We start from the raw sequence: 21,241 nt of genomic DNA, 5'->3' as shown, positions 1-21,241 counted from the left end.
CTCACTATAGGGCGGGCACTGCAGAGACAGTAGTCCAGAGTTTGGACAGGTCAAAACAAAAAAGGGCGCCTCAGGGCGCCCTTGAAATGATTATCGCGTTCGCGATTACAGACGTTCCAGGATAGCCTGAGTAAATTCAGTGGTACCTGCTTCGCCACCCAGATCACGGGTTGTGCGATCGCCTGACTCGATAACGTCTTTCAGTGCAGAACGGATTTTCTCCGCCTTGTCACCCATGTTGAGGTATTCCAGCATTTGTACAGCAGCCAGGATAACCGACGTTGGGTTTGCCAGGTTTTTGCCAGCAATGTCAGGCGCAGAACCGTGCACGGCTTCAAAAATAGCGCAGTCTTTACCGATGTTTGCACCAGGCGCCATGCCCAGTCCGCCAACCAGACCGGCACACAGATCTGACAGAATGTCACCGAACAGGTTGGTCGTTACGATAACGTCAAACTGATGCGGATTCATAACCAGCTGCATACAGCAGTTATCAACGATCATCTCGCTTGATTCAATGTCAGGGTAACGTTCGCCAACTTCACGGGCGACTTTCAGGAACAGACCGGATGTAGACTTGAGGATGTTCGCTTTGTGAACGGCAGTGACTTTTTTACGGCCTTCGCGACGTGCCAGCTCATAGGCGAACTCAACAATTTTCTCAGCGCCTTCACGGGTAATTTTACTCAGTGCTTCGGCTTCTGTGCCGTCTTCAGAGACAACCTGACCGAGGCCAGAGTACATGCCCTGGGTGTTTTCACGCACAGTGATGATGTCGATGTCTTCATAACGTGCCTTCGTTCCCTTGAACGACAGCACAGGACGTACGTTAGCATACAGCTTGAAATGTTTGCGCAGGCTGACATTGATTGAGGTAAATCCTTCACCAACCGGTGTTGTCAGGGGACCTTTCAGTGCCACCTTGTTCTTTTCGATAAGATCAAGTGTTGCCTGTGGCAGAAGTTCACCGTGGTTTTCCAGTGCAACCAGTCCGGCGTCTGCGTAGTCGTACGCAAAATCACAGCCGACTTTATCCAGGATCTGCGTCGTTGCATCAATAATATCTGGGCCAATGCCATCACCGCGAATAACAGTTATGCGTTGCTGGGTCATGTGGGGGGATCCTCTGGTAATTCTGTATAAATCGTTAGGTAGTTGATTTTACCCGGCGCACGACGCGCGCCATTTTAGACACTCTTGCCGGCGTGTGTGCCTGTGAAGCCCGAAGGAAAGCGCTAAACGAAGCTGGCCAGCAATTAAACGCGGGTATTCTATACGATGATAGCGCCAAGCGGTAGTGCTGCAGGATTTTTCTGGTGAATGTCGGCGTCTAGTGTGACGAATAGTGTCTGATTAACGCGGCAGCACACAGTAGAGCTGGTCAGTGACCTGGTGCCGGATGGTGTTTTTCTCGCTGACGCCAACTGACAGTGTTTCCTGCGCGCCCTGAAGAATATTATTGAGTTCATCACTGGGTTTACCCTCACCATACAGCCACTGTCGTGTCCAGATAAATGCCAGCTGCAGGATACAGTGTTCTCTGCGTAGCGAGGCCGGTACGGTGGCAGCCGGTTTGCCGGCATGATGCAGTATTGCCCGCCAGCTGGCGCTTTGGTGCCAGCCGCTGGCAAGTTCTCCTGCCAGGTCCTGCCAGCGCTCAGACTGTTTGACCTGCAGAAACTGATTAGGGTCGTAATAGCCAGCCTGAGCAAGGGGCAGGCGCTGATACACTTTCAGCCCCGGCAGCGTAAACAACGGCGCGCAGTAAAATGTCGCGACCAGAGCGGCCGACTGGGGAGTAAAACGCGAGACGGTGAGCTCGGCCAGGCAGGACGCAATGGTCGCCATCAGGGTTGCAAACTGCGCGCAAACCGCTTCGAGCGGGAAATGGTGCTGTGTCAGGCGGTTAAACAGGGCATGCCGGACCAGCATGTCGCCGACGCGCTCCAGACCATAGGTCAGTATCGCCTGTTTAATCGACGAAACCTGCAGTTGCATACGGTTATCGTGGCTGGCGGACTGCAGCAGAAAGTGAGAAAACGCCGGCTCTTTATCGATAAGTGCTGAAATGTCACCGACATCAGTATCACCACTTGCCAGCGCATCAATGATGGATGTCAGACTGACAGGAGGCCGATGAACAGGATAGGTGGTGGGGAACAGGGAGGCGGTACCCTCAACCTGCAGATCATCCTCATGTGCCGCATACAGTGCCAGCCATTTATCGAAGGTGACCGGCGGCCGCTGACTGCTGCGAACCTGACTTCTTTCAAGCCAGACACACAGGCTTTTACGGCCATCCTCCATATACACCACTGCGAGGTGACACTGCCTGACGGCAATCACGACGCCCGCCCGCTCATCAATCGTATGTACTACCTGTCCACATAGCGGTCCGGCCGGGAGCAGCGGCCAGTGGCTGTAAAGCGGGTAACTGTCTGAGCGTGCCCGGTTCAGGTAGCTGCGCAGACAGGCTGAAGGCGGAACTGCATCGTAGACCAGAGCCAGGTGGCAGAGGCTGAGTACGCGCTGAGGAAAATGCCGCAGACCAGCTTTGGATAACAACTGATGTCCCTGGGGATGGCTGAGCGCCTTGCCGAGCCTGAGTATACTTATCCAGAGAGTAAGTCCGCGCTCGCGCAGGGTGTTGCGCAGCTTTTTGTGTATCTCACGTGCGTTGTCGTGGCCGGTAACCAGTGTCAACAATGTGGCTGCGACAAGATGCAGCAAAGTGTGTTCATTGAGTTTATCGGTGCGGCAGGTCAGGGTCAGCAGGATCAGTGCGCGAAGCTGTTTTATCGTGGTCGACTGACGTACCGGCCGACAGGCAAAAAAGGCCAGTGCGGGATCCGGATCAGCATGGCAGTAATCCAGTACCTGTCCCGATACCACCAGCGCCTGATTAATCAGTTCCGCAGGTGGCTGTGAGGCTGTCCCTGCGGCAATCGCATCGATGCCGCGAAGCAAGCCATCCGGGCGGGCGTCAGGCATTGTCAGCTTTGCTGATAACTCTGATAGGCACCGTCACCCCAGGCAATCAGTTTTTCGTTTTCAAACAGTAGCGGCGTACATTCATCCTGCGTTGTCAGACCGTCAGCACGGACGTGCTGCGTGCGGTAGAACATGACCTGAATCGAGGTGCCGCTGCGCATCTTGGCCTCTGTGATGTCAGGCGAACCAAGTAAGGCCAGGACTTCCTCGCGGGTGCTGCCAAGCCGCAACTTGGTGATTTGCACCTTGTTGTACTCTTCACGATCCTGCCAGTCCATATTTTCCGGTTTATCCGGATAAAACTGGATAACCAGGAACACAAACAGGGCATAAAACGCGATGCCTGCAACGATTAGTCGGATTACCTTGCTGCTCATTACGGTGTTTTCTTCGGTGATATCGGTTTAGTGTAACTAAAATGCAACGCAGACGGAACGCTTTAAATGTGCGGCCGCGGATTATTCCCGGGTTATCGTGTAACAAGGGATGTACTTGCTGCCCGGCAGTTTCATGCGTTGCTGTTCAACAAACGACTGCAGCAGGGTATCAATTCGCTTCATCAGCGCAGCATCGCCATTAAGCTCAAACGGCCCGTGTTGTTTGATTTGGCGCAGCCCCTCGGCCTTCACATTGCCGGCTACGATGCCCGAAAACGCTTTTCGCAAAACCACCGCGAGCTGCGCGGTATCCTGCTCCTGATGCAGCGCAAGCTCACGCATAGAGGCGTGTGTAGGATTGAACGGTTTTTGAAAATCCTCTTCAATTTTGAGCGACCAGTTAAAATTGAAGGCATCGCCCATGGCGACGCGGAATTTTCTCACCCGCTCAAGTCCGGCTTTCATCACCCGCGCGACTTCTGCATCGTCATCAATAATGATCTGATACTTTTCGCAGGCCGCCGGGCCGAGTGTGGCACGCACAAAGTCATCAATTGCCTCAAAATAGGCCTCGGAACCAGCAGGCCCGGTCAGAATGACCGGAAACGGCTGCTGCGCATTACGCTCATTCATCAGGATCCCGAGCAGATAAAGCAGTTCTTCTGCTGTACCTACCCCGCCCGGGAAAATCACAATGCCATGGGCCAGACGCACGAATGCCTCCAGCCGTTTTTCAATATCAGGCATCACAATCAGTTCATTGACTATAGCATTCGGCGGCTCGGCAGCAATGATACTGGGCTCTGAAATGCCAATGTAACGGCCTGTGCGATAACGCTGCTTAGCATGCCCGATGGCAGCACCTTTCATCGGGCCTTTCATGGCACCCGGTCCGCAGCCGGTACAGATGTTCATCTCGCGCAGGCCCAGTTGATAACCTACGTCTTTGGTGTACTGGTATTCGTGTGATTTTATTGAGTGACCGCCCCAGCACACGACGGTGTTGAGGTTATCATTCCCCTCCAGTGCCTGGGCATGCCGCAGCATGTCGAAGACCATATCGGTGATGCTGGTACTTTCGGCCGGGGCACAGGTATGCATAAAGGCATATTTATTGCCCATGTACAGCATGTCCCGCAGTACAGCAAACAGATGTTCGTGAACACCGTTGATGAGTTTATCGTCAACAAACGCGCCGTGTGGCGGATTTATCAGCTCAATTTTGACGCCGCGCTCACGGCGCAGCAGGCGCACCTCAAAGTCTTCGTAGGGCGCAAACAGGGTTTCATAATCATCTTCATCGGCACCACTGTTTAGCACGGCCAGGCAGCAGTTTCGGAATGTGCGGTAAAGATCGCTGTTCGTGGTGTCCTGTAAGTGAGCAACTTCAATCTGTGACAACTGGCTCATCCAGCCAACGGGATTTAACTGCACTTTTTTCATGATGATTCCTGTGCGCTTTCGACGATAACGCGATTTCTTCCTTCGCTTTTTGCTTTGTATAGCATGGCGTCAGCGCGATTGAAAACGTCATCCGGCTGATCATTGTTGCGAAATGTTGCGGCCCCGAAAGAGGCCGTTATTGACAGTTTTTCCTGCTTGAACTTAAACGGCATGGAAGCCAGTTTGGCGCGTATTGCTTCCAGGGTTTCTGTCATGGCGTCTGCGCTGATGCCGTTGAAAATCATGACAAATTCTTCGCCTCCCCAGCGTCCGACAAAGTGCTGTTTTGCAAGGCTCTGACGAAGATGTCGGGCAACCAGTTGCAGCGTTTTATCGCCGGTCGCATGGCCAAACCGGTCGTTTATCGATTTAAAGTGATCAATGTCTACCACGGTAATGGCAAGTGGGTCACCGTCTTCCTGCCATAGTTTAAATGCCTGGGTGATTTTTTCATTATAGGCCTGCCGGTTAGGCAGCCGGGTTAACGGATCGGTCTGGCTGGAGACGATCTGTTCGGCAAGTTTCTTGCGGTACGTGTTGGTTTGTTGCTGCAGCTGCGTCAGCTGTTTTTGCATCGAACTTAACAGACCAAGCAGTGCTTGCTGGTCGGTCTTATCGGCCTCTTCCTGTTCTTCGAGTGTAGAGGATAACTGCTGCATGTAGGCCTGAGCCTGTTGTTTTACCGTTTCCAGATTGTCACTTTGTGACACCGCATCTTCCATTGACCCGAGTTGCTGGCGCAATGTGGCAGTAGCGGCCTGTCTTGCATCAAATTGCTGTTGCGACTGAGTGATAGTATCGGTCATGCCCGATTGCAGGTTACCCAGTGAATGGTGCAGTTTGTGAATGACCTTGCCGGTAATACTGGCCTCAGACATGGCCTCCTGCACGACCATACGAATAATAACAATACAGCTTTGCAGCAGCGTGTCCTCATCCATCCCCTCATCAAGGCGCTGTCGAATGGCAATCAACTGGGGGTCGTTCGGCTTTTTGTCAGCGTAATTACTGATAAGCTGGTTCAGTTCCTGGTAGATGGCTTTGTACAGCGCGCCCGACTTTTCTGTTGCAGGTTTGTTGTCAGGCTCCGGTGCCGGTGGTGCCAGCTTGCCAAGACTGTCACGGTACAGGGTAAGCCCCTTGCCCAGTAACCGGTAAAGACTGAACATGTCTGATATTGGCTGGCTGAGGACAATCAGTTGTTCAGTGGCCTGTTGTTTGAGTGCCGGATCATTATCCAGATTTTGCTGTAGTCGCTTTATTGCGCTTTCGAGTTCAGCGATTGTTTCGCGGGTGAATTTTTTCACCGATGTATCAGTGCTTTGCAGCAGGTTACCCAGTTTGTTGATACTGGCCTGAGCCAGCGTAAAGTTGGGCGTGCCAGCAAGATGGCCGCGCAGGATCTGCAGCTCGCTGTCAATATCCGGCTTCAGACCTTCATAGAAGCTGGTTAGTCGAATGATAAACTGCGCCAGTTGTGAACTGTGCTGTTTATAGGCCTTTAACTGCTTTGACTCCATCGGCATCCTCTGCACTGATAAAAATGTAAATGGGCACGTAACGACTACTGACGTGCCAGTCGGTGATTCGCATAGGGCGTTTCGAAATTCGAACGAAACGGGTTAATATCCAGACCGCCACGCCGCGTGTAGCGCGCGTTCACGGTCAGTTTTTCCGGTTTACAATGCGCCAGAATATCGCAAAAAATGCGCTCAACACACTGTTCATGAAATTCGTTGTGCTGCCTGAAACTAATCAGGTACTTCAACAGCGCAGCCCGGTCGATACGCGGTCCCTGATAGCGAATTTGAACCGTCGCCCAGTCCGGCTGACTGGTGATCAGGCAATTGGACTTCAGCAAATGACTGACCAGGGTTTCCCCGGTGTCTTCTGACAGGGTAGCCAGTAACGACGCATCGGGTTGATACTGCGTTATCTCAACGTCTTCATCATCAATCACAATGCCATCGGGTTCGATCATTTTTAATGCGCCGAACGACGAAGGCTGGTGCACACTGACCGTCACATTGCCACCGGCACACTGACTGAGATCCCTCTGTAATGTGGCAGACACATCATCGACGGAGTCGAACGCCGTCTGATTGAAACTGTTCAGATAGAGTTTGAACGACTTTGATTCAATCAGGTTGGGCGTGCTGACGGGCACACTGCATTCAAGAATGGCGACCTGGGGTTTGCCTTTAGGGTTCAGCCAGGATAATTCGTAGCCGGTCCAGATGTCTACGCCATCAAAAGGCAGCGCGGTAGGTGACAACGACAGTGTGTCTCTGCTCAGGCTGCGCGGTACACCCTGCAGCAGGGCCGGATTGTAATGCGCCTCATACGTTACTGTTTTTCCTAACGTCAGGTTGTCAGGCGCTTGAATAGAAACTGGGGTGGAAATTTTCGACATAGGCACCAATAGTTTTACTTCTGAAACAAGACGGCTGCTAGTCTGGTTTACCCACAGCGGGGTGGCAGAAACAACCGTCAGACTTGATCAGGCTGATGTCAGCTTGACTTCATCACAGATAGCTATAGTGTACCGCAAAACGCCGCAAAGGATGCATTATGACGACAATATTGACTCATCAGCTGGATAACTTTGTAAACAATACGCTGGCTTTATATGACCGCAGCAAAAAGGACATGCTGGTGGAGTATGATCCTGACTGGCCATCACCATGCTATCGGCGCGAGGGCGCGGCAGGTGAGCAGGTGCTTTGGCGCCCGAGCCCGCAGAACGGAAAAAACCAGTTTGCAAATGTGGAGTCTGCGCTGGGGATTACCCTCAATGATCAGTTCTGTGAGTTCTTCACGCGTTATTACAGTAATAACCTTGCTGCGACAGCATCCGAAGGTGACTGTGAGTTATTGCAGGTCTGGAATGACGAGGATTTTGCCCGTCTGCAGGAAAACCTGATTGGTCATGTGCTGATGAAGCGCCGCTTAAAGCAGGTTCCCACGCTGTTTTTTGCTGTGACCGACGAAGATGATTATATTCTGAGCGTGCGCAATGATACGGGAGAGGTGGTACTGGAGCCGGTCGGCAAGCCGCCCACCAAAGTTATCGCCGATGATTTGGCGTCCTTCTTAGCCAGCCTGACGCCGCGTATCAGCTAATTCCGGGGCTACTGCTTAGCCAGTTGTTGCTCAAGCTGCGCCAGACGCGCTTCGAGTGTCTCAATCCGCTGTTCAAGTGCGTCTACCCTGCTGAGCGATGCCGATTTTTCCGGTACTGGCGCCGGCGTTGTACTGCCATTTTTTACCCGTTTGATGGTTTCAATGGCTTCTGTGATAGAAACCGGAAACGGCGCGCGTGACCTGACCAGCGCCACACTAAGCGGCAGGCCTTTTTGCCTTAGTTCAGCGCACACTGCGGCCAGTTGTTCCTGTTTTTGTGACATGGCTATTTTTTCCTACCCGTAAGCATGATGAGACAGGATACTAGGGTGGCTCTAAATAAGTCTATAGTCACTCAGTCAGTCCGGACGTGCGTAGTTGCCACGCAGCTTATCCAGCCTCCCGGGCGTTTTATCTTGGCATTTTCACCATATTCTGGTGAACATGACTAAATTATTGTGTGTGCTGAAAAGTGGAACATCTTGTTTTCTTAATAAAAACAATAAGATAAAAGTTGGCGCTATTTTTGTTTGTGTGCAGGAAACCTCAACACTCTCATTCATTAGGAAGATAACAATGAAAAAACTGGTTTTAGTTCTGGCGCTGGCAGCACCGTTTGCCCTTTCAGGTTGTGTCGTATCGGTTGGCGGTGATGGAGACAGTCACTATTCTTCAGACTGGAAAGACCGCGAATATAACAACAGAAAGCACATTGCAGACCTTGAAGTCGAGATGAGTTACGAGTCAGTGGTGCGTCGGATGGGCGTGGCAGACTTCAACGAACTGCATCAGCGGGCCGACGGGGTGTACCGGGTACTCTTCTATCGCACGCAACGTACCATGGACGATGGCGTCACGACCAAAGACGAATGTACGCCACTGGTATTTAAGGACGGCGCGCTCATCGGCTGGGGAGAGAGTGCTTACGCGCATATCTGATCCATCGCCATCGCGTGTTTGATTAACAAGTATTTTACATTTCTCTTATTTCGCGTAAGGTGATGGTTCATGTTTCAGGCTGGCGTCAGTAATGTCGTCAGCCTTAAGCGACATTTCCGGGGGCATACCATGACCAATAACGCGACGGCTGAATTCACACAGTGCGATCTGAGCGCAATTAAAGCCATTTATCTTAGCGAAGACGATCTCAAGGTCGCCGCGTCCATTCTCTATAATGCTTACTTTGATGATCCGCTGTTTGTAGATATTTTTCAGGCAGAAAAAGAAGGGTATGAAAGCCGACTGCGTTCGGCCATTCGTGAAGAGCTGAATGCGTTCTGGATTGCGGAACAGCCAATGGTGGGGTTGTTTGATGACGACCGCCTTATTGCCGTGTGCTGCCTGACCGGCCCGGATGCCGCGTTTGGTGCTGGCCGCTACTGGCACTGGCGGCTAAAAATGCTGCTGACGGCAGGGCTGTTTGGTACCCGCCAGATGGTGGAAAAAGAAGAGAAAGTCAGAGCCATGGTTCCCGCCACAGATTTTCACATGGTGAGCTTTATTGCTGTTCACCCCGATTACCAGAATCAGGGCCTTGGACACGTGCTGCTGGGCGCCATTGACAGCATTCTTGAAGAAAGTGAGAAAAGCGAAGGCGTAGCGGTGCTGGTAACCGTGGACAAGCACAAACCTTTTTTTGATGATGCCCATTACGCCGAGGTCGGCGAACTTGAAACCAGCCGCGTTAAAGGTACGGTGATGTTTAAGCGGCGCGACGGTTAATTGTCAGCAGGCTGGCACACCACACGCTCGCCATTGTCTGCACCCGTCAGCATACGTGCGCAATCCAGTGCCTCTGTGGCGCGAGTTTTGTAATGCGGTAATACGCCCCATCCCTGCCAGTTTTCGCCCGTTTCCGGATGACGCAGCTCTGCATACACCATCTTTGCAGCAACATGGTCGCTTAAAGGAAGCGCTTTTGTGAGGTAAGCCTGCCCCAGTGTAGGCTCACCAATGATGGTGGCGCGGCCGGCATGTTTCAGCGTATAGCTGAAAAACTCCCACGCACCACCCACAAACGCAGAATGAATAATGTACACCGGAATATCGGTGCTGGGCCGCACTTGTTTGAGGTTAACCGGCATCAGGCGCTCGGTCCGGGAGTGCGGGTAGACGATGTTGGCAAGTGCCATGTCGGGGGCGACAAAATAACTCAGTAAATAACGCGACAAAGGCACACTGCCAAACCCCGCAGTACGCAGGTCAATCACCACTGCAGTTGCATCACTACCGGCGTTGAGTGCGTCCGCAAAGGCCGCTCGGGCAAGTGGAAGGTCAAGGTCGCCATCAATCGCCAGATAGAAAACAGTGTCATTCAGCCAGGCCGTGGCAATACCGCCGGGCAGGCTGCCGGGTGCGGCCTGACCATCATGGGCCGTTTGTCGCTCAATAATTTCAAAGTGCGTGTCATCACTTTCGTCAACCAGGATAGCGGTGAGGGTACGCTGAAAACGTCCGAACTGAAATTCGCGCTGAAACGACGGGCTGTTGCGCTCCGCGAGCAAACGTGCGTTAACCGACGGTACGCGCTGGTGAAACAAATACGTGCGGTCTAACTGGTCCATCAATGTGGTGATCGCTTCCGAGACTTCCTGCTGACTGAGCATAAGCTCGTCGGACCGCAGATCAGCCATGGTCTGTGAGGGCACACACGCGCACCACAACAATATCAGCAAAATAAACGTTTTTAACATGGACGTTCCCTGTAGATGTTCATCAGGAAATGTGTCCGGACTGACGCTTTTCAAGTCGGGTTAAGGGGAAGGGCAGGTCAGGGGGACTGATTTACCTGCCCGGATGCGGTGTCATCCTCATCGGTCACCAGCAGTTGTTCCTGTGCGGTGGCTTCTTCAATACGCGGATCCATGGTGGCGGCAAGCGGTGACGTGGTGATATCTGAGGCGCTGACCACATAATCGTCATGCGTGGGTCGCTCTGCTTTTTGCCGCAGGTTTATAAACGACAACAGCCCGAACATGGCGGCGGCCAGCAAGGCGATAGCACCGTAAAGCGCGGTGTGCCCGAAGAACTCCATGATTTGCGCCAGCACCGCCGAGCCAATGCCTGCGCCCGTGCCAAAGGCTACCAACAGTGCTGAGGACACGCCGACCCGATCTTCATCACTCACCCGCGAGTTGGCGAGGGCGGATGACAGAGGATAAAGGGTAAAAGCAAAAATACCGAACAGAAAACTGATGCTAAGCATTACCGGCTGAGAGAGCGGTAACAGCGCCATGCTGCCGGCAATCAGGATTAACGCGATGGCATTGGAGCGAAGCAGCACGCTGCGACGCACACGATCTGACAACATTCCCATCGGCCATTGGGCCAGCAGGCCGGCGAATATGGTGACTGACATAAACAACGCGATACCGGTGGCGTCAAACCCGGCTTTACTGGCAAAGGTGGGGGCCAGGCCGTAAAAACTCCCGTTGATGATCCCGGCAAACAGCACAGCGGTCAGTGACTGAGGGATCTGTCTGGCATAGGCAAAAAAACTGACGGCCAGCGGCTTAAGTGGTTTAGGGTGGATACGCCTTGTAACAGAGATAGGCACAATGCCCACCGAAATCGCCACACAGACCAGAAACAGGGGGGCATAACCCAGCTCCGGAAACTGAGACAGGGCGAGTTGTCCCAGCACGGTGCCCAGATAGGAGGTGATCATGTACAGAGAAAAGACCCGGCCGCGTTGTTCGTGACTGGCCTGTTCGTTTAACCAGCTTTCAAGCACCATGTAATTACACATCATGCCGGTACCCACCAGAAAACGCAGAACTAGCCACAGTGTCAGGTTGTCAGACACCCCATGAGTGGCAACACAGGCAATCACCACCGCGGTGCTGGCGGCAAACGAACGGATATGACCGACCGACTTGATAAGGTAGTAACCGACCTTTGAACCACACAATAGTCCAACGTAATAACAGGACGTCAGCAGACCTATCCAGAACGTGGATACATCATGCTGCCCCAGATAGAGCGCAAGGTAGGTAGTCAGTAGCCCGGTGCCACCAACCAGAAACAGATTTGTAATGTACAGGGAAAGAAAAGGTCGCAAATCACCACCAACGTTGCGCGTTACACCCCGTATAGCCTAGAGGAGATTTGAGCACGCGCCAAGCAGAATACGATGATGAGTGCGCTCAGCGGGCGCTGCGTTGAAGCAGCACGACACCGAATATCAGTTCGGTACCCGCAACGAGATACAACAACAGCAACGACGACAACCAGGGAGTGAGTGCGCTCACCAGAGCAAGCAGACATACGATACCTGCCAGAACAACGAACGCGTTGTCACCATACGCAGAGCGAAACCCAAAGTAATGCGCGCCAACCGCCAGTGTGGCAACGGGCATCACCAGCGAAGTATGGTGAGGCAGAAGCAGCCAGGCTGCGAAAAAGCCCACGATCATGGGCGGGATGGTGTCAATCACAATGGTTGCCCCGATATTCCCTGGTGCGCTGGCGCTGCGTTTCATCATGAATTTCAGCACCAGCACGGACAACGGGAAGATAAGCATGCCGCCGAAAAACAGCACGGGAAACGCCAGTGAGACGGTACTCAGGTGGAGTGTCACTGCGGCAGCAAGCCAGACCAGTGAAGCCACAAAGGCTCCCGCCGCGCCATTTGCGTAGGCATCGCGAAGTGCGCGCTGAAAAGGTTCTGTTGGCATAGGGCCTCTGCGTTGGTCTGCCGGATAATCTTCAATAAGGTGTAGTGCAATTTCTGACGCTGTGCGAAAAAGGTTTGATGATTAGTAAATGGTAATTGTCACTCCAGGTGAGAATCTCATTCATTGCGTATAGCTTTATATGCGGCTTGCAGTGGATAAGCACCAAAACTATGTTCACTCGTTGTGAGATTTCTTTACACAATTCTTGAAACCAGTGACTTTATAATTTTGATGCTTCTACTAACACCTGATACTGGCTCAAGCATTGTTGATGGTTGAAGTGGTGAACTAGCGGCACTGGACTGAATTGCGGCAGCTTCTGTCAACTAGTGAGCTATTCACCATAGTGTTTTATTGAATATTCGAGTAACCAAAGCTTTTCCTGAAGAAAATATACAAAGCTATACTTCCAGGTATATTAAATAAAACCAAATACAGAACCATTAACAGTTTATAAAAAACACCCTTTTTTTCGTTCAGCAAAAGCAATCCTAATGGCGACAAAACAAGAGCTAAGCAATTCAGAGCAAATAAGAAACTAAGTAACCACCCTACATAGTTAAGTAGACCAGTTGTATTGGCTGACACTGTGGCAACCATTAATAAAATTAACAATGGGAGGAAGAGGTACACAGACCACGTCCATATTTCCTTTATCATTTACATCTCCGTCAGGCTATTTACCACTACAAGGATCAGTTTGCAGGAATCGCCCTAGCTTTGGATGATAAATCCGTGCTTTGTAGTAGATTGACCTGCCCATCAAAATACATGCAGTGAACGAGATTCTCACCTGGAGTGAGAATTATCAAACAAGCTCCTCCACCGAATCCGAATTCCCGACTTTCCTTGTACGAAATGTCGTACAAATGTGTGAGAAATTCCGCCTACTTTTCGCCAGTGATTATTAGACTAAAGTATAAAGCCTTTGAAAAATATGGCTTTTTTTGATTTTGGTTTTTGTAAGCCCGCGTCAGTGAAGAAAAAAAGCGTTTTTTCTTGTCGCAGAGTTTTGCCATAGGACTACTATTGTATTCGTCACAGGGACAAGACGTCAGGACGACGAACCACACGACAATGCTCAGGCTGAGCGAAGGGAAAACAGGACGTCACAGCACGTAACAGCAATTACCGGTCACGGATGAACGACCGCAAGGATTGCCAAAGGAACAAGCGCATTGGATGCGTGGTTTGGACCCCCAAAGGACTGGCAGCATGGTACAGGGTGTACCGTGGTCAGGGAACGCAGGGACGTAACACGGATTGTACAGGGAATGCTCAGGGACAGAACAGTTGCAAGATGGAATTTGCAGCGCCATGGAAGATTGAGAAAGGAACTCGTTTTTCATGCAGGAAGCGGAAGCATTAATGCTTCCGCTTTTCTTTTTTAGTCCCCAGGGTGTGTGTCCTCAAGTCCGTTCAGCCAGTCAATGGCCTCTGCTTTTTCGTGAAAAAACGCAATCTGCTGAGACTTCAGCGCCGGTGTGCGGGATAACACAATGTCTTTTACAACCGATTGTTTAACCACAAAGGCTTTCGCCACGATGGGCTGGGTATTAAGCCATTCGTTATAGCGATTGAGTTCTTCGTAGGCGTCTGGGGTGCCGCCTTCAATGTCGGTGTCGTCAACCAGCATTTTAAACGGCTGACCGGCGAAGCGGGCAATTTCTGCTTTGACCTTTTCAATATATTCTTTAATGCCATCCGCATTAAAGGCGCCATGAAATGACGTCAGGATGATACTTCCCTCTGTGCATACCACTGTTTTACCGTGAGGGGCTGCCAAATTTTTCTCCTCCAGTTCCTGACGTTGATTCTGACTATAAATTAGCGTCAGTTTGAAACTTCGTCCAGTATGACCACCTGAAAACAAGGTTGTATGACGTGCATTTAATTAATGAATTTTATGAACGGGCACATGCGTGCGTATGATCCGCATGCCAATGCATTCCAGTTCTCCCTGATAGCGGTCTTCGCCGGTTGAGGAAAACTCAAAAAGATACAGGCTATGCCACTGGGGTTTGCCGGTTTTAAAACTCAGGCGGGTTTGCTTGCGTGCCACGCTGAGTAGCTGTAACTGATGTGACGCGCAGTATTCTGCCAGGTATTTTTCGATGGCTTCGGAAATACTGCGGATCCGCCAGAACTGAAACGCAATAAACCCTACCAGCAGCCAGGTGACCAGTTCGCCGAGCGTCATGATGTGCTTCCTGTTGTTGCGCTGAAGAGTTTCCCGATAGCGGCGGCCAGTGTCTGACTGCGATCAGGTGAACGCAGGGTTGCCAGCACCATCGCTCGCAGTGCCGGGATTTGCACCAGGTCAGAAAATAGCCCGGCAAACAATGCACCGTTATAGCCAAGGTCGGCATCGGCTCTGGCGGTACATTCTAAAAACTGTAAGGTGAGCGCATCGTCAAACTGAACGAAGTGACGCCCTGCAATGACGCTTAAGGTATCCAGGCTAAGCGCATCAGGGCGGCTGAGTAACTGTCCTAGCGCATGGCGCAGTGACGCTGACGCAGCGCGCGACGTCAGACCGCGCAGCGCATCCAGTGAGACGGTCAGCGGATCATCGAGTTTATTGAGGTATAGCGCACACAGTGCATCCGGCAGCGTGGTGTTCTCCGACGCGGTCATCAGCGCATTCTGAAAATCCGGGGCAAAATGGCCAAAATTGGTCACCACGCTCATCGTGACAGCGTTGTCTTCATCCAGTCGTACCGCAACATCATGAATGGCCTGGACAGGCAACGTTTCCCACTGATGCAGCGCAGGCGCCTTGATATATGCGACAACATCACTGACGCCCTGAACCTGCGGCTGACCCAGGTGTTTTCTGACCAGGGCATTAAACTGGGCAAGCTGACCCTGAGGCGGAACAAAGGAATACGGGTTGTCCGGTAATTCCCGCTTGTGGTCAGCATCTTCCTCGCCGGGCTGAAGCATGCTGCCAAGTGCATCAACAATAATCTGTAAAAAGTGATTGCGGGCCGCACTGACCACCAGTCCCTGTTCATCCAGCGGTAATTTGATAAACCAGATGTAGTGCTGTGACGATGACTGCTTGTTCCAGAACACCAGTCCATACCAGGCATGCTGCTGACGAGGGTGGGGCGGCAGGCTGGCAGCATTTTCTATTTCAAGAAAAGTTTGTGCCGGAACCGGATAGATGCCCCTGCCCATATCAAATACCCGGTACTCTGTGCCCGCGGTCAGCAAAAACTCACTGATAGAATCGATGGATGTCGCGCTCATGATGCCCCCTGTTCCTAAGGCGGCGTATTCTAGCAGTGTGTTGTACCATCATGCCAGACATCCGGGCATATCGTTATGGCATCAGCCAATGCTATACTCCGCGCCGTTGAAGAAAAGCATAGGTCAGACGTTTTGCCGTATCCATCCAGCGATCATCCGCTGTTGCCGCTGCTTAGTGAGCTGGAATCTGTTCTCAGGCAGCACCAGCTTTGGGAGCAGGCCACGCCCGCCGCCTGGCAGCTCGACAGTGACGTGCCTTTTGCCGCCGATACCCTGACGTTTCCGGCCTGGCTGCAGTTTATCTTTTTGCCACGTATGCGTGATCTGCTTCAAACCGGCACAGCCGTGCCCGCGATGCAGCTGGTTCCGGCCGCAGAGGTATTCCTGCCACGCCAGACGCCCCACGCGGCGGCGGATATCATCTCGGTGCTGTCAGACGTCGATAGCCTGGCAAAGCAGGACGGGGTATGACCATGACGCTGGAGATTGTTTATCAGGATGATGCGCTGGTGGCGATCAATAAACCGCCCGGCTTGCTGGTACATCGCAGTCCCATAGACCGGCATGAAACCGAGTTCGCAGTGCAGATGCTGCGCGACCAGATTGGCCGTTATGTGTACCCAGTGCACCGCCTCGACAGGCCGACCTCCGGTGTACTGGTGTTTGCCTATGACAGCCAGATGGCAGGTCTGATGGGACAGCAACTGATGCAAAAGCAATGTCAGAAACGTTATCTGGCGATTGTCAGGGGATGGGTTAAACATACGGGACTGATGGATTATGCGCTGCCATACCGCTTGGACAAATATGCGGATAAAGATCGCAGGCCACAGCAGGACTCGCAAACGGCCGTCACCGGGTATCAGGGGCTGCGCTGGTTTGATATACCGTTTAGCAGTGGGCGATATGCCTCTTCACGTTTCTCACTGGTGTCACTGTCGCCGTCGACCGGAAGAAAGCACCAGTTACGCCGTCATATGGCCCACTTTCGTCACCCTATCATTGGTGACACCACGCACGGTGATGGAAAGCAGAATAAATTTTTACGCGACAGGTTTAACTTTTCGAATCTGGCCTTAAGTTGTACCGGGATGGGGTTTTATCATCCTGTCACTGGCCGGTGGCTAAGTATTTCGTCTCCGGTCCACAGTGCAATGGCAACGTTGCTGGAGCAATGGCAACCCTATGAATGTGACGCAGGTAAACCCTGACGTTACCAATTTAACCAAGAATGAGAGGATGTGATGACAGCGTTAACAATTTTTGCAGGCTCTGTGTATGGCAACGCCCAGAATGTTGCAGAAGAAGTGGAAAAAGCACTGGGTGAACAGGGCGTGGAAGCCGAGGTGCTCAGTGAGCCAGATGTCTCAGACTTCACGGATGCAAAAGCCATTCTGGTGATCACATCCACCACCGGGCAGGGCGATGTTCCGCCAAACCTTGAATGGGTATTTGCCGATCTTAAATCACAGTTTCCAATGCTGACCGGAAAGCCTTTTGCAGTAGCGGCCCTGGGCGACAGCAGTTACGGTGATTCGTTCTGTGGTGCGGGGCGTCAGTTTCAGGAACTGCTGACCGAGCTGCAGGCAGAACCCGTGGCCGATATGCTGGAGGTGGATGCCATTGAAACTCTGGAGCCGGAAGAAGACGTGGTTAACTGGGTGAACAGTATTAAGGACAAGCTGGTTAGCTAATTAAAAAAGGCAGCCATCTGAAGTGACCCCATAAAGTTGGACTCATTTCTAAGCGGCGACCAAGGCCTGATTTCGATATTGTATCGGACTCAGGCCTTTTAGTTTCAGCTTATTCTGCGCTGCGTAGCAGCGCGTTAATACCCACCTTTGCGCGGGTTTTGGCGTCCACCTTCTTAACTATGATGGCGGCGTAGAGGCTGTAGTGGCCGTCCTTACCCGGCAGGTTACCGGGCACCACGACTGAGCCCGCAGGCACGCGGCCATAATGAATTTCACCGGTTTCGCGGTCGTAAATGCGGGTGCTCTGACCGATGTATACGCCCATTGAAATCACCGCACCTTCCTCGACAATCACGCCCTCAACAATTTCAGAACGGGCACCGATGAAGCAGTTGTCTTCAATAATAGTAGGGTTGGCCTGCAGAGGTTCAAGCACGCCACCAATCCCTACACCGCCTGACAGGTGCACGTTTTTACCAATCTGCGCACATGAACCGACGGTAGCCCAGGTATCAACCATGGTGCCTTCACCCACGTAGGCGCCAATGTTCACGTAAGACGGCATGATCACGGCGTTGTTGCCTACAAACGAACCGGTACGGACTGCCGCAGGCGGAACGATACGGGCACCATCACGGGCGAAGTCTTCCTGCGTGTAGTTGGCATACTTTAGTGGGACCTTATCGAAAAAGCGGCTCTCTGCGCCGTCCATCACGTCGTTATTGTGCAGACGGAAAAAGAGCAGTACCGCTTTTTTCAGCCACTGATGGACCACCCATTCACCCGCGATTTTTTCCGCCACCCGCGCCTGGCCACTGTTCAGAAGGGCAATAGCGTCGCTGACAGCCTGACGCACTTCTGCCGGTGCGGAGGACGGTGAAAGATCGTCGCGATTTTCAAACGCGTTTTCGATGATAGCTTTTAAGTCAGTCATGGTATGGAAATATCTTCAAGTTGATCGAGTTTAAATAAAATCTGTTTCTTCAGTGCGACCTGCTCATCCTGAGTCAAAGCGAGACCCGCGTCGTTAGAAACAATAAAAATATCTTCGGCGCGCTCCCCGATGGTGGAGATCTTTGCCAGCTTCAGGGTCACATTCATGTCGACAAAGGCATGGCCCACTTTGGCCAGGATCCCGGGGGCATCCAGTGCCTCAAGTTCGACCAGCGTGGCATCGTCACCGGCCGGAAAGAAGCGTACCTTGGTTGGCACATCCAGGGTGCGCATCTGGCGCGGCAATTTACGCTTATTATCGTGGGCACGTCCCGGCTTTTCCAGTTGCTCGTAAATGGCTTTTTCTAACGAGCGGATGCGGGATTCGGATGACAGCCGGGCGCCATCGTTCTCTAAAACAAGCAGGCTGTCAAATACATATCCGTCTTTCGTCACCGTGATATGGGCGTCATGAATAGAGCAGTTGCGGCTGTCCAGCACCGATGCCACCTGGGCAAACAGGGCTTTACGGTCTTTTCCGTAAATCAGAATTTCGGTGCCGCCTTTCGCACTGTGGTCATTCGCTTTTACCAGCAAGCGGGTATCGTCGGGTGACATCCAGCTGTGTTGTGCGTTGAGGATTTCCTCGCTGTGCCAGGCAATTTGTGTCGGTTTGAAGCGCACAAAATAGTCATCATCCAGACGCTGCCAGAGTGTGTCGAGTGCGTCATTGGCCAGGCCACGCTCTGTCAGCAGCGCCAGTGCCTGCTGCTTGTGTTCTGTGACCCGCTCGCTAAGCGTAGACTGGCATTGCAGGCCATTGTCGAGGGCTTTCTGCGTCATCAGATAGAGTTCACGTAAGAGCGACGCTTTCCAGTCATTCCAGAGGTTGTCATTGGTCGCGCGGATATCTGCCAGAGTCAGTACGTAAAGCAGATTTAAATGGGTGTGACTACGCACGCTACCGGCGAAATCATTGATTACGTCAGGATCATAAATGTCACGGCGCTGCGCTACCACCGACATCAGCAGATGATTCTCTACCAGCCAGCTGATCATCTCCGCATCGCCTTTGTCGACGTCATGCAGCGCACAGAAATGATGAACATCCTGCGCACCCAACACCGAGTGATCGCCATTACGCCCTTTGGCGATATCGTGAAATATGGCCGCAATATACAGCACTTCAGGCTTATCTAAGTTGCGACAGATACGGGTACAGCGAGGAAAGGCGGTATTGCTGCCGTTGAAATACTGATTCACGTTTTTCACCAGCCGATGTGTGTGTTCATCCACGGTGTACGCATGAAAGAGGTCAAACTGCATCATGCCAACAATCGCATCCCACTCCGGCAGATAGGCCTGCAGAATGCCGTACTGGTGCATGATGTCCCAGCCAAAATCAAAAAAAGCCGGGTTTCTGAACAGTGACATGATGCGCGTCCGGCATGCCGGACGCGACACAAAATAGTCACTTTCAAAACGCCGGTGTGCATTGCGAAGCTGACGGATACAACTGGTGTCTAACCCTTTGACCTGGGGCGTGTCCGTCACAGTCTGCAGAAAGTCGAGAATCGCCTCCGGTTGCGGAAACACGTCGTCGTGACGCGGGCAAATCAGGCCGTCATGCAGCTCAAAGTCGTCGTTGATAATATCCACATGGGCAACCGACTGATTCAGCAATTCGTACTGAAAGCGCTGTAACAGCATGCGGTTAAGCTCGGAAACCCGGCGCACTGTGCGAAAGAAGTCGCGCATCATTTTTTCTACGGACGCTTTGCCTTCATTGCCGTAGCCCATTTTTTGTGCGACATCGGGCTGGTAGTCAAACAGCAGGCGGTTTTCACTGCGCCCAGCCACCAGATGAAGCGCGCAGCGCATTTTCCAGAGGTGCATGCGACAGGTGATCAGTTCACTGTGTTCCTGTTCGGTAAAGTATCCGTGACCGACCAGGTTCCAGCCGTCGTACTCTTTAAAATGTTTTTTGGCAACCCAGCCGATAGTCTGGATATCACGCAGACACCCCGGATTTTCTTTGATGTTGGGCTCAAGGTTATAGGCAGTGCCATGAAACTTGGCATGACGGGTCTGCTGTTCGTCGTACTTGGCCTGAAAAAAGGCTTTACTGCTCCAGGTCTGGCGCCCGTTGACCTCATCCCATAACTGCTCAAACACGGCGTCGCTGCCTGACAACAGGCGACTTTCAACCAGGTTGGTGGCAATGGTGATGTCGTCTTTGGCAAGCTTCACGGTTTCTTTGATGGTACGTACAGACTGACCGATATCCAGCTTGATGTCCCATAACAGCGTAATAAACCGGCTAATGCTGTCCTGTACCTGGGGGCTTGCCGAGCGCTTGCTGACGATGAGCAAATCGATATCAGAATGTGGCTGCAGGTGACCGCGGCCATAGCCTCCGACGGCACATAATGCCAAATCGCTGACCTGATCCAGACCGAACAATTCCCACAGGCGACACAGCAGCGCATCAATGAACAAGGCTCTGCCGGTGACCAGCTGATTAACCGGGGTCGCTTCGAATGACGCGTTTAGCCAGTCATAGCTGTTTTCCACACAGGCCTTGATGGGCGCAATGTCATCGGTTGAGGTCAGGGTGTCGACCTGATCGAGAAGGCTTTGCAGTGTCAAAATGGCGGTCACCTGTTTCTGAACGACAATAGGCGATGCACAATAGCATGAAATCCGGGAGAAGCGTATCCTTTAACGCCGCATAAAATAAAGGAAAATG

21 protein-coding genes are annotated in these 21,241 nt (G+C 52.2%); 6 read left to right on the top strand and 15 right to left on the bottom strand.

The annotated features are described in order from the left end of the window. Window positions 1-105 precede the first annotated feature (105 nt). The 6 genes from AB1N33_RS05905 to queF all read right to left on the bottom strand — a co-directional run bounded on the left by AB1N33_RS05905 (window position 106) and on the right by queF (window position 7,224). The gene (locus AB1N33_RS05905; protein WP_411270613.1) at window positions 106-1,113 is read right to left on the bottom strand and encodes an isocitrate dehydrogenase; all 1,008 of its coding nucleotides are present in this window, start codon (window positions 1,111-1,113) and stop codon (window positions 106-108) included. A 240-nt stretch (window positions 1,114-1,353) separates the two neighbouring features. Next, window positions 1,354-2,991 carry an HDOD domain-containing protein gene (locus tag AB1N33_RS05900; protein WP_411270612.1) on the bottom strand — a complete coding sequence of 546 codons (1,638 nt, stop codon included), beginning with the start codon at window positions 2,989-2,991 and terminating at the stop codon, window positions 1,354-1,356. Window positions 2,992-2,993: 2 nt separating this feature from the next. Continuing rightward, on the bottom strand, window positions 2,994-3,368 hold the full coding sequence (locus AB1N33_RS05895; protein WP_411270611.1) for a DUF3192 domain-containing protein: 375 nt from the start codon (window positions 3,366-3,368) through the stop codon (window positions 2,994-2,996). 81 nt (window positions 3,369-3,449) lie between these two features. Beyond that, window positions 3,450-4,811, bottom strand: a complete 1,362-nt coding sequence (gene ppnN / locus AB1N33_RS05890) for a nucleotide 5'-monophosphate nucleosidase PpnN (protein ID WP_411270610.1) — start codon at window positions 4,809-4,811, stop codon at window positions 3,450-3,452. Further along, the gene (locus tag AB1N33_RS05885; RefSeq protein ID WP_411270609.1) at window positions 4,808-6,331 is read right to left on the bottom strand and encodes a GGDEF domain-containing protein; all 1,524 of its coding nucleotides are present in this window, start codon (window positions 6,329-6,331) and stop codon (window positions 4,808-4,810) included. The genes ppnN and AB1N33_RS05885 overlap by 4 nt, the downstream gene beginning before the upstream one ends. Window positions 6,332-6,375: 44 nt before the next feature. Next, window positions 6,376-7,224, bottom strand: a complete 849-nt coding sequence (gene queF, locus AB1N33_RS05880) for an NADPH-dependent 7-cyano-7-deazaguanine reductase QueF (protein ID WP_411270608.1) — start codon at window positions 7,222-7,224, stop codon at window positions 6,376-6,378. Window positions 7,225-7,382: 158 nt separating this feature from the next. Between queF and syd the strand changes: the two genes are divergently transcribed. Continuing rightward, on the top strand, window positions 7,383-7,934 hold the full coding sequence (gene syd, locus AB1N33_RS05875; protein WP_411270607.1) for a SecY-interacting protein: 552 nt from the start codon (window positions 7,383-7,385) through the stop codon (window positions 7,932-7,934). A gap of 8 nt (window positions 7,935-7,942) precedes the next feature. On the opposite strand, the gene AB1N33_RS05870 is transcribed toward syd, so the two are convergent. Beyond that, complete coding sequence (locus AB1N33_RS05870) at window positions 7,943-8,218, bottom strand: hypothetical protein (RefSeq protein WP_411270606.1); 276 nt, start codon at window positions 8,216-8,218, stop codon at window positions 7,943-7,945. A 292-nt stretch (window positions 8,219-8,510) separates the two neighbouring features. Between AB1N33_RS05870 and AB1N33_RS05865 the strand changes: the two genes are divergently transcribed. Continuing rightward, window positions 8,511-8,873: a DUF3192 domain-containing protein gene (locus tag AB1N33_RS05865; protein ID WP_411270605.1), complete on the top strand. Its 363-nt coding sequence runs from the start codon at window positions 8,511-8,513 to the stop codon at window positions 8,871-8,873. 129 nt (window positions 8,874-9,002) lie between these two features. Next, window positions 9,003-9,656, top strand: coding sequence for a GNAT family N-acetyltransferase (locus AB1N33_RS05860; RefSeq protein ID WP_411270636.1), 654 nt, complete (start codon window positions 9,003-9,005; stop codon window positions 9,654-9,656). Here AB1N33_RS05860 and AB1N33_RS05855 read toward each other — a convergent pair. The 6 genes from AB1N33_RS05855 to AB1N33_RS05830 form a co-directional block, all read right to left on the bottom strand. Continuing rightward, entirely contained in the window at window positions 9,653-10,627 is a 975-nt protein-coding gene (locus tag AB1N33_RS05855) for a S41 family peptidase (protein WP_411270604.1), read from the bottom strand. The two genes, AB1N33_RS05860 and AB1N33_RS05855, sit on opposite strands and share 4 nt — an antisense overlap. Before the next feature lie 77 nt (window positions 10,628-10,704). Beyond that, window positions 10,705-11,994 (bottom strand): MFS transporter, encoded by a 1,290-nt coding sequence (locus AB1N33_RS05850; protein ID WP_411270603.1) that lies wholly within the window; start codon window positions 11,992-11,994, stop codon window positions 10,705-10,707. An 85-nt stretch (window positions 11,995-12,079) separates the two neighbouring features. After that, the gene (locus AB1N33_RS05845) at window positions 12,080-12,610 is read right to left on the bottom strand and encodes a DUF7010 family protein (protein ID WP_411270602.1); all 531 of its coding nucleotides are present in this window, start codon (window positions 12,608-12,610) and stop codon (window positions 12,080-12,082) included. A gap of 1,387 nt (window positions 12,611-13,997) precedes the next feature. Then, on the bottom strand, window positions 13,998-14,396 hold the full coding sequence (locus AB1N33_RS05840; RefSeq protein ID WP_411270601.1) for a SpoIIAA family protein: 399 nt from the start codon (window positions 14,394-14,396) through the stop codon (window positions 13,998-14,000). A gap of 108 nt (window positions 14,397-14,504) precedes the next feature. Continuing rightward, a complete protein-coding gene (locus AB1N33_RS05835) occupies window positions 14,505-14,810 on the bottom strand; it encodes a DUF3301 domain-containing protein (RefSeq protein WP_411270600.1) in 306 nt (101 codons plus the stop codon). Continuing rightward, window positions 14,807-15,865 (bottom strand): DUF3549 family protein, encoded by a 1,059-nt coding sequence (locus AB1N33_RS05830; RefSeq protein ID WP_411270599.1) that lies wholly within the window; start codon window positions 15,863-15,865, stop codon window positions 14,807-14,809. The genes AB1N33_RS05835 and AB1N33_RS05830 overlap by 4 nt, the downstream gene beginning before the upstream one ends. A 132-nt stretch (window positions 15,866-15,997) precedes the next feature. On the opposite strand from AB1N33_RS05830, the gene AB1N33_RS05825 reads away from it, so the two are divergent. Genes AB1N33_RS05825 through AB1N33_RS05815 form a run of 3 tightly spaced genes read left to right on the top strand, consistent with a single transcriptional unit; the run spans window position 15,998 to window position 17,559 of the window. Further along, a complete protein-coding gene (locus tag AB1N33_RS05825; protein ID WP_411270598.1) occupies window positions 15,998-16,336 on the top strand; it encodes a YqcC family protein in 339 nt (112 codons plus the stop codon). A gap of 2 nt (window positions 16,337-16,338) precedes the next feature. Continuing rightward, window positions 16,339-17,076 carry a pseudouridine synthase gene (locus tag AB1N33_RS05820; protein ID WP_411270635.1) on the top strand — a complete coding sequence of 246 codons (738 nt, stop codon included), beginning with the start codon at window positions 16,339-16,341 and terminating at the stop codon, window positions 17,074-17,076. 33 nt (window positions 17,077-17,109) lie between these two features. Then, the gene (locus tag AB1N33_RS05815) at window positions 17,110-17,559 is read left to right on the top strand and encodes a flavodoxin (RefSeq protein ID WP_411270597.1); all 450 of its coding nucleotides are present in this window, start codon (window positions 17,110-17,112) and stop codon (window positions 17,557-17,559) included. A 109-nt stretch (window positions 17,560-17,668) separates the two neighbouring features. Here the strand turns inward: AB1N33_RS05815 and dapD are convergent, their stop codons facing one another. Beyond that, window positions 17,669-18,493 (bottom strand): 2,3,4,5-tetrahydropyridine-2,6-dicarboxylate N-succinyltransferase, encoded by an 825-nt coding sequence (gene dapD / locus AB1N33_RS05805; RefSeq protein WP_411270596.1) that lies wholly within the window; start codon window positions 18,491-18,493, stop codon window positions 17,669-17,671. Beyond that, window positions 18,490-21,141, bottom strand: coding sequence for a [protein-PII] uridylyltransferase (gene glnD, locus AB1N33_RS05800; protein WP_411270595.1), 2,652 nt, complete (start codon window positions 21,139-21,141; stop codon window positions 18,490-18,492). The genes dapD and glnD overlap by 4 nt, the downstream gene beginning before the upstream one ends. Window positions 21,142-21,241: the final 100 nt, after the last annotated feature.

The sequence above is a fragment of the Alteromonas nitratireducens genome (assembly GCF_040812025.1).
GTDB lineage: Bacteria > Pseudomonadota > Gammaproteobacteria > Enterobacterales > Alteromonadaceae > Alteromonas > Alteromonas nitratireducens.
The sequence above is the reverse complement of the archived record's forward strand: the minus strand, read 5'-3'. Positions and strand labels throughout refer to the sequence as shown.